This window comes from Colwellia sp. 6M3 (genome assembly GCF_014077595.1).
In the GTDB taxonomy this organism is placed as follows: domain Bacteria; phylum Pseudomonadota; class Gammaproteobacteria; order Enterobacterales; family Alteromonadaceae; genus Cognaticolwellia.
In genome coordinates, this window is sequence record NZ_JACGWF010000122.1 from 1 (window position 1) to 9,003 (window position 9,003).

Sequence of the window (9,003 nt, forward strand, 5' to 3'; positions counted from 1 at the left end):
ATAAATTTTAAGCAAAAAAAGTACGCTTTTACTGATTTATTTAATGATCACATCTATGATTAACGATATTATAGCGCCTTTTTTTTACGTGTAATTTTTACGCGAGTTATTGAGTTGGAGTTTTTTTTTATGGCATTTTATCCCGGACAACGCTGGATTAGTGATAGTGAGTCAGATCAAGGGTTAGGTACGGTTACCGCTGTTGAGGGTCGTTTTGTTACTATCGTATTTACGGCAACAGGGGATGCAAGACAATATGCCATGGATAATGCACCTTTAACACGTGTTATTTTTAATGCTGGCGATAATATTCCAAGCCATGAAGGCTGGACACTTACCGTAGAGTCTTTTGAAGAAAGTAATAATTTATTAACCTATTTTGGCATTCGACAAGACACAGGTGAAGCTTGCTCAATCAAAGAAATGATGATTGACCATTTTATTAAATTTAATAAGCCTCATGATCGTCTACTCAACGGCCAAATTGATCGCCTTGATTGGTTCCGCTTAAGAAAAGACTGTTTACATCATCAATTTAGCCAACAACAATCAGATTTAACAGGCCTAAGTGGTGGCCGTGTTAGCTTAATCCCTCACCAATTATACATTGCCGAAGAAGTGGGAAGTCGCTTTGCTCCTCGCGTTTTGTTAGCCGATGAAGTGGGTTTAGGTAAAACCATTGAAGCGGGTTTAATTATTCATCAACAGTTGGTAACAGGTCGCGCCAAACGTGTACTTATTATTGTGCCAGAATCATTGATGCATCAATGGTTAGTTGAAATGTTACGCCGTTTTAATCTCCCATTTAGTATTTTTGACGAAAGCCGCTGTGAAGAAACATCTGATAACGGCGAAGGTGAAAATCCATTTAGCCAAGAGCAATTAGTACTGGTTAACCTTGGTTTTATTACTAAAAATCCTCGCTGGTATGAAGCGATGATCGATGAAGAATGGGACTTAATGGTTGTCGATGAAGCACATCATTTAAATTGGCAACAAGATAATGCCAGCATTGAATATCAATGTATTGAGCAATTAGCGCAAACTATTCCTGGGGTTTTGCTATTAACTGCAACACCTGATCAACTAGGCCATGAAGGTCACTTTGCGCGTTTGCGTTTACTTGATCCGGATCGTTTTTTCGATTATCAAAAGTTTACTGAAGAAGAACAGCATTATACTGAGGTTGCCGATGCCGCAAATACCTTAATCACTGATGAGCCATTAGCTAGCGAACAAATAACAACGTTAACCACACTGTTACATGAAGCAGACGTTAGTGCCCATATTGCAGCGATAAATCACGCGGATATAACAGAGCAAAAAAATGCTCGACAGCATATTCTCGACCAACTTTTAGACCGTCATGGTACGGGTCGTATATTGTTCCGTAATAGTCGCAACACCATTAAAGGTTTTCCTGGTCGTGAATTACATCCAGCGCCGCTGGCAATGCCTGATGCTTATCAAGATGCTATTAATGAATTATTACTCTCAGGTACCGCTGAAGACTTAAAGTCACAAGCACAAGCAAAACTTATTTTTACACCTGAAACATTATTCAGCTTAGACAGCCATGAAGATTGGTATGATATTGACCCACGTGTCGAATATTTAATTGAGTTACTACAATCTTTAAAAAAAGAAAAGGTTTTAGTTATTTGTGCCAATGCGCAAACCGCTATCGATTTAGAAACCGCACTGCGTGTTAAAGAAGGTATGCGAGCTGCAGTATTTCATGAAGGTTTGAGCATTTTTGAACGTGACCGCGCTGCGGCTTATTTTGCCCAAGATGAAGATAGTGCTCAAGTACTATTGTGTTCAGAAATTGGTAGTGAAGGACGTAACTTCCAATTTGCCCACCACTTAGTATTATTTGATTTACCGCGTAACCCCGATTTACTAGAACAGCGTATTGGTCGTTTAGACCGTATAGGCCAAACAGAAACTATTCGAATTCACGTGCCTTATTTTGAAGACTCGGCTCAGAGTTTACTGTTTAAATGGTATAAACAGTCTTTAAATGCATTCGAACATACCTGTATCACTGGCCATGCCGTTTTTAACGCTTTTGGTGACACTTTATTTGACTTAGCACTTAGCGCCAGTTGGGATTCTAACGAAGCACAAACCTTAATCCAGCAAAGCCATGAGAAACACTTAACCATCAAACAAGATCTTGAATCAGGCCGAGATAAACTGCTTGAATTGCATTCGTCTGGCCAAGGTAAAGCGCATGCCTTGGTGGAAAAAATTGAGCAGTTAGATCAACAAATTCATTTGCCCCAATTTATGTTTCAGTTATTGGATGTTTTTGGTATTCAACAAGATGATAAAGCTGATAATGCCATTGCTTTGCAACCTTCTGAGCATATGTTGTGCGCCAACTTCCCATGCTTACCTGAAGATGGTACAACCATAACCTTTAATCGTCATACTGCATTAGCAGTGGAAAATTACCAGCTTATAACTTGGGATCACCCTATGGTACGTGGGGCAATGGACCTTGTGCTATCTGATGAAACCGGCAATTCGAGTATTGGCTTGTTAAAGAACCCTGCATTACCTGCAGGTACATTTTTCTTAGAGTGTATTTTTACCTTAGAAGCTATTGCACCGAGTAACTTGCAATTAGGCCGATATTTACCAACAACACCTATTCGCATATTAGTTGATAAAAATGGTAACAACCTTGCCGATAAAGTGAGTGAAGCCGTATTAGATCAACAATTATCACCCGTGAAGAAACAAGTAGCGCTGCAATTAGTTAAAGCATTAAGAAGCCAAATAGCACCCTTAGTGGCTAAAGCAGAAGCGCATGCCGAGCAACAAACAACATCAATACAAGCAAAAGCGCTTACTGGAATGCAAGTAGCCATGGATGAAGAGCATCAGCGTCTAACAGCGCTAAAAGCAATAAATCCTAGCGTGCGTCAGCAAGAAATTGATTTTATTTTGATGCAAAAAAATGCGTTAGCTGAATATATTGAAAAAGCCAAAATTCAATTTGAAGCGGTTCGCCTCATTGTTGTTAGTAACTAGGTTTTAGCCATAAATGACAAAAAGGCTACACCTTTTGTGTAGCCTTTTTTCTAACGAAAATTCAAAAGGAATATCTTAAGATGGGTGCTAACCCTGATTTTATTTACCAACCACCAATGAGCCCATATCTTGATATTATTTATCAAGATAACGATATTGTTGTGCTTAATAAACCCAGCGGATTACTCACTGTGCCAGGTCGATTACCTGAGCACCAAGACTGCTTGCAAAATAGAGTGCTAAAAGTGCTGCCAACAGCAACAGTTGTGCATCGTTTAGATATGGCAACTTCAGGCATTATTTTAATGGCATTAAATAAGCCTGCTCATGTCGCGATAAGTCGTCAATTTGAAAAAAGATTAACGCAAAAAAGCTACATAGCTAGAGTATTTGGTAAAGTTGAAAACGCACAGGGCTCTGTTGATCAACCCTTGATTTGTGACTGGCCAAATAGACCAAAACAAAAGGTAGATCATGAACAAGGTAAAGCGGCATTAACTCATTATAAAGTTTTAAGTTATCGTGAGAACAAAGACAACCAAATAACAACCCTGCTTGAGCTAACTCCTATAACGGGTCGTTCTCATCAACTACGGGTGCACATGTTATTTATTGGTCACCCCATTATTGGTGACCGACTGTATGCTCACGAACAAGCATTAAATTGTAGTAATCGTTTGCAGTTACACGCCAAAATGCTACAAATAGCACACCCCGTTACTGAGAAAACCTTGGCCTTTACAAAAGCTTGCCCATTTGATTAATACGATGAATTACGAGGGTTAATTAAAGAAAACATCAATAACGTCGATAATATATTTACATCACCTTTAGTAAGTCTATAGTGTTAATTAACCAACGGTCAGAGGAAAACTTTTTATGCATTTGAATACAAAGCCTATAGTTTTTTTCATATTATTAGCTGTATCGACTTTAGTTATAAATAACGTTTACTCATCTCCATTTTTGCCATACCAGGAAGCACAACAAACAGAAGATACTCAGCCCAATGGCAAAGGGGATCCTGAAAAAGCTGAAGAGATTAAACCTGAGGTGGCAGCAACTAACACTGAGGCGACACAAGACGAAGCAACAGAAGACGACCATCAACATGATGTCATTATTAATCTGCCCGTAAATGCATTTGACCAACAACAGCAAGATATTAAGCATTATTTAACGCAAGAGAAAATCATCCCGATAATGGTTGGAACAGACAAATATCTAACGATAATCAATCAACACACCACACCCGTAAATAAAGGCGTTATGGTGTTAATTCCGGATTGGCAGCAAAGTATAACAACCCCTTATGCACTTAATCAGCTGCGTAAAAATATGCCTGATCAGGGTTGGACAACAATAACGTTACACCCACCAAATAAGCCTGAAGGCTACCCTTCACAGGCATTAACAGCAGAAGAGCGAAATAAAGAAAATATTGAAATACTTGAAAACTATGGCAAAAAATTTGCTGAGGTCATGCAAGCGACTATTGAACAAGCCAAGCGTTTTCCTGGTGGAATTATTGTAATAGCTGAGGGTAATAATAGTGCGGTATTGCTCGATATTTACCAACAAGGCTTAGTAGGCGCACCCGCTGCGTTTATTATGCTTAGCAGCTATATGCCGACACAACCAGCGAGCGAAAAAATAGCTCAACAACTGGCTGTTACAGACTATCCAATTCTTGATTTATATTTACAGCGCGATCATCATTTAGTACAAGCCAACGCTATATTAAGAAAAGCGTCAGCGAAAAGAGAACTGAAAATATATTTTCGACAAAAACAATTAAGTAATCAAGTCACAGGTTACTATCCTAAAAATAGCTTAACCAAAGAAATTATAAGCTGGCTTAACTCAATGGGTTGGTAAGTTCTCAAGTGAAACATCTCTTAAAAACAGCATGATTATTGTCATGCTATTTTTTGCTGACAAATTTTGCCCAAGATAGTAATAATTCTCGAAAGTCTTCACGCCCACAAGAAGAGGAGTCTTGTAGATCAAAATCAATACCTTCTTCAATAAGTGAGTCTGGTAATACTTCTAAACCGTCCATACTCGCATTGGTTTGAACGGTTACATCACCTCGATTAAAAATAACCGTATACTCGTTACCTGTAATCGTAATTTCTAACTGTTTTTCTGCTTCAATATCTGCGATCGCAGACAATAGTTTCGAAAGCTTATCTGTATCTGTGCCTACTTCAACTTCTAACCATGGACCAATGACTTCATGGTCGAGCGAAAACTTAGCGATAGCACTACCCGTTAAGGGATCATCTATAAATTGATATTCCATATATACCTCGTTCTGAAAACCTTTAGCGAGAAAACCTATTTACCCGTTACTAAATTATATAACCTAGTTTCGTATAAAAATGATTTAACCTAGTTGATATTTATTTAGATAACGTTAGATTCGTCACCATTATTTTAAAGAAAATCTTCTAATACTAACAAGGACATTGTTATAATAATTATCACAATCTAATTGTAGCAAACCCCGAGTTTTTAACACTAGATTACGAAGCTTAATTACTAGAATAACTTTAGTTGATGTTATAAGGAGATGGTTTATCACAAATAATGGCATGAGTTTTCTATCAACACACTTACGTTTAAATCAACGAAGACGATTCAAAATTCATGTCACTCTAATTTGCTGCGTGTTCTTTTTGTTTATGTCGATGAAAGTTGTTTCACAACCTTTACCAACAATCACCGTGGCGATGTATATTGAACCGCCATTTTCTAACATTGTAGACGGTAAATTTGTCGGCGAAAACATCGATATTGCCAATGCATTAGCAGAGCAATTAGCACGAGAAGTCAGGTTTATCTATTGCCCGCCAGCCCGCTGTTTTGCTTTTTTACAAAACGGCCAAGCTGATATGATGATTGCGATCAGAAAAACCGAAATAAGAGAGCAATTTCTTAACTACCTTGAGCCTCCGATAAAAATTCAGCACTTACCGCTACAGTTTTATATTCGCGCAGAAAGTAAAATTGAATTGAATCGCTATCAAGACTTGCAACCCTTGAAAGTTGGGGTTTTAAGAGGCGCTTCGTATTTTGATAAATTTGATCATGACACACAGCTGACTAAAATCCCGTTAACTAATTATCAGCAACTCGTTGATATGCTTTTAAAAGGGCGTATTGATACTTTTCTGGAGCGGGAAGAAACTATTACCCCTTGGGTTGATCAAAAAATTTATAAAACCAAGATTAAGTTAGCAAAATTTTCTTATGATGAAACGGTTGGCTCTTACATCGTGGTATCTAAAAGATCGCCATTAAGAAATGAAATTGCACACTTATCAAAAGCGTTAAAGGCAATATCAGACAACGGCGAAATTCAAACTATTCTTAACAAGGTAAGAAACTAGGTTGAATTCAATTGAACTTACAAAGTGATTTATCGTCTATAAATTACCTACTCTTTAGCCGACATTGAAATCATTGTGCGAAAAGGAACTTATACTGCTATTTTATTTTCCTTGGTTGTCCACGGCATTATCATTTTATTGATTTTTATCACTCATTCACATAAAGAAAAATCAATAAAGAAAATCAACAAAAGCCCACCGATAAAAAGCTTCCTATATTATGCTCCCAATTTAACCGCAGCGCAGGCACATCAAAATAAACAACAACCTTTAGAGAAAATAATAGAAGAACCAAACCGCAGCGAGGCTGACCATAATAAGCAGGAAGTACTGGTTACTGAAGAGCCTATTACTAATAAACCTATTCCTAATAAACCTAATACTAATAAACCTGTTATTGATTTAGCCGATAAAAATACGGTTACTCCTCTTAATAAAACAATCAAAAAGTCTTTAATACCATCAACAACTAACAATACGATAACACTACCGAAAGCTAGCAATACAGAGCCGGACTCACCTCTTCCTCTACCAGCACCTAGTAATAAAAAACTCGATAGCTTCACTCAATTACAAAGGCTGCGTAGTAAGCTAAATAATGGTTCTGCTCCGACTGTAGATAACCCTTATCAATACGATCAACCTCCTTCAATTTTTAACGCTACAACAAAAACAGTTCCCCACTCAGCACCCTTGAAAGATGAAGAAAAAGAACGAGAAAAAAACACTAAAAATATGGGCGCAGGAATAGCGATTATAAAAGGAGATGATGGTAGGTGCTCGGTAACACAAGACATGAGTGCATACGGTTTAAGTGAAGGTTCCTCTGTGCAATTTTTCAGTTGCGGTGAATCAAAGTTTGATAAAAGCTTTCGAGAACATATGAAAGCCGTTAAGGAAAAGCTGGGCAAAAACTAATTTTGGCTCTTGTTGATAATTGAGCAAAAAGCGCTGAAGTTTAAAAGCCATAAGTATATAAACAAGATGAAAAGTTCGATTGAACATATTGGTCTATAATATAAATAATTTCACTTGGGTCAAACACCTAAATGCATTAAATACCGTTAATATTTTGAGCAAATTAAAACGCATATAGATATCGTCTTGAATGCAAAAATTATAAACAGAATTTTATCCATAAATTCTTCAAGATAGGTCAGCTTAAATTTTGGGTTGATGATGTTAACCGATAGTAAAGCCCAAAAGAACTATGCATTATTTTTAATAATATCAATGACTAACTGAACACACCCAACCAGTATAACCGTTCTTTCTACTAACCATAAATTTGGTGAATAGTGCTTATTGAACCAAGTGATTAGTAGTCATCAAAAAATCAGGTAGAATATAGGCAAATTTTATACTGCTATGCATTATTGATCTTACAATTATACTTTGTTCAAATTAATTGCGCTTGATCGCTAACCAAGAATGATTACATCATCATTCTTTTTAACTTTTATTGCGACAATAAACAAAGTTTAATAGTGCTTAGTTAAATTGTTATTAGTAAATAAAGTCAGAGAGGGAATCAAATGAGTCTGTATTTAGAATATATCGCAGAAATTGAAAATCGTAAAAATGAGCTAGGTTTAGCACCTAAGCCAATCGATAGTGCTGAGTTATTAGCGGAAATCATTGAGCAAATTAAAGATCAAGGGCACGCACACCGCGAAGACTCTTTGAATTTCTTTATCTATAACACGTTACCGGGCACCACAAGTGCTGCCGGTCAAAAAGCCGCCTTTTTGAAAAAAATCATTTTAGGTGAAGAAGCTGTAGCAGAAATAACCTCTGAATTTGCTTTTGAACTACTATCGCACATGAAAGGTGGTCCATCTATCGAAGTGCTACTTGACCTAGCATTAAGTGACGATTCAGCATTATCAACACCAGCTTCTAACGTATTAAAAACACAAGTATTCTTATACGATGCTGATACAGCTCGTCTTGAAGCAGCCTTTAAAGCAGGCAACGCTGTTGCTAAAGAGCTTTTAGAAAGTTATGCAGAAGCTGAATTTTTCACCAAATTGCCTAACATTGAAGAAAAAATTGAAGTTGTAACTTATATTGCTGGTGAAGGCGATATCTCAACTGATTTACTTTCTCCAGGTCACCAAGCACATTCTCGTGCTGACCGTGAGTTACACGGCCAGTGTATGATCACACCTGAAGCACAAAAAGAAATACAAGCATTACAAGCTAAGCACCCGAAAGCAAAAGTTATGCTTATTGCTGAAAAAGGCACGATGGGCGTTGGTTCTTCTCGTATGTCTGGTGTTAATAACGTGGCACTTTGGGCCGGTAAACAAGCAAGTCCATATGTACCATTTATTAACATTGCACCTGTAGTTGCAGGTACTAACGGTATTTCTCCAATCTTCTTAACAACCGTTGATGTAACTGGTGGTATTGGTCTTGATCTTAAAAACTGGGTTAAGAAAGTTGATGCCAACGGTAAAACTGTTGTTGACGAAAATGGCGATGCCGTATTAGAAGAAGCTTACTCTGTTGCTACTGGCACAGTGTTAACGATTGATACTAAAGCGAAGAAGTTATTAAACGG

General features: G+C 37.4%; 6 protein-coding genes and 1 pseudogene. 6 read left to right on the forward strand and 1 reads right to left on the reverse strand.

Annotation, left to right across the window (positions count from 1 at the left end):
* The first annotated feature begins 129 nt into the window (after positions 1-129).
* From rapA to H4J50_RS17470, 3 genes are all read left to right on the forward strand, one after another.
* A complete protein-coding gene (gene rapA, locus H4J50_RS17460; protein WP_182257500.1) occupies positions 130-3,042 on the forward strand; it encodes an RNA polymerase-associated protein RapA in 2,913 nt (970 codons plus the stop codon).
* An 80-nt stretch (positions 3,043-3,122) separates the two neighbouring features.
* Positions 3,123-3,806, forward strand: a complete 684-nt coding sequence (locus H4J50_RS17465; RefSeq protein WP_182257501.1) for an RluA family pseudouridine synthase — start codon at positions 3,123-3,125, stop codon at positions 3,804-3,806.
* Positions 3,807-3,921: 115 nt separating this feature from the next.
* Positions 3,922-4,920 (forward strand): DUF3530 family protein, encoded by a 999-nt coding sequence (locus tag H4J50_RS17470; RefSeq protein WP_108457235.1) that lies wholly within the window; start codon positions 3,922-3,924, stop codon positions 4,918-4,920.
* Between the two features lie 46 nt (positions 4,921-4,966).
* Here the strand turns inward: H4J50_RS17470 and H4J50_RS17475 are convergent, their stop codons facing one another.
* Positions 4,967-5,347 carry a YacL family protein gene (locus H4J50_RS17475; RefSeq protein WP_182257502.1) on the reverse strand — a complete coding sequence of 127 codons (381 nt, stop codon included), beginning with the start codon at positions 5,345-5,347 and terminating at the stop codon, positions 4,967-4,969.
* 388 nt (positions 5,348-5,735) lie between these two features.
* Between H4J50_RS17475 and H4J50_RS17480 the strand changes: the two genes are divergently transcribed.
* From H4J50_RS17480 to H4J50_RS17490, 3 genes and pseudogenes are all read left to right on the forward strand, one after another.
* Entirely contained in the window at positions 5,736-6,437 is a 702-nt protein-coding gene (locus tag H4J50_RS17480; RefSeq protein ID WP_182257503.1) for an ABC transporter substrate-binding protein, read from the forward strand.
* A 75-nt stretch (positions 6,438-6,512) separates the two neighbouring features.
* Positions 6,513-7,355: a hypothetical protein gene (locus tag H4J50_RS17485; RefSeq protein ID WP_182257504.1), complete on the forward strand. Its 843-nt coding sequence runs from the start codon at positions 6,513-6,515 to the stop codon at positions 7,353-7,355.
* Positions 7,356-7,972: 617 nt separating this feature from the next.
* A pseudogene (locus H4J50_RS17490) lies at positions 7,973-9,003 on the forward strand (bifunctional aconitate hydratase 2/2-methylisocitrate dehydratase); the annotation flags it as partial.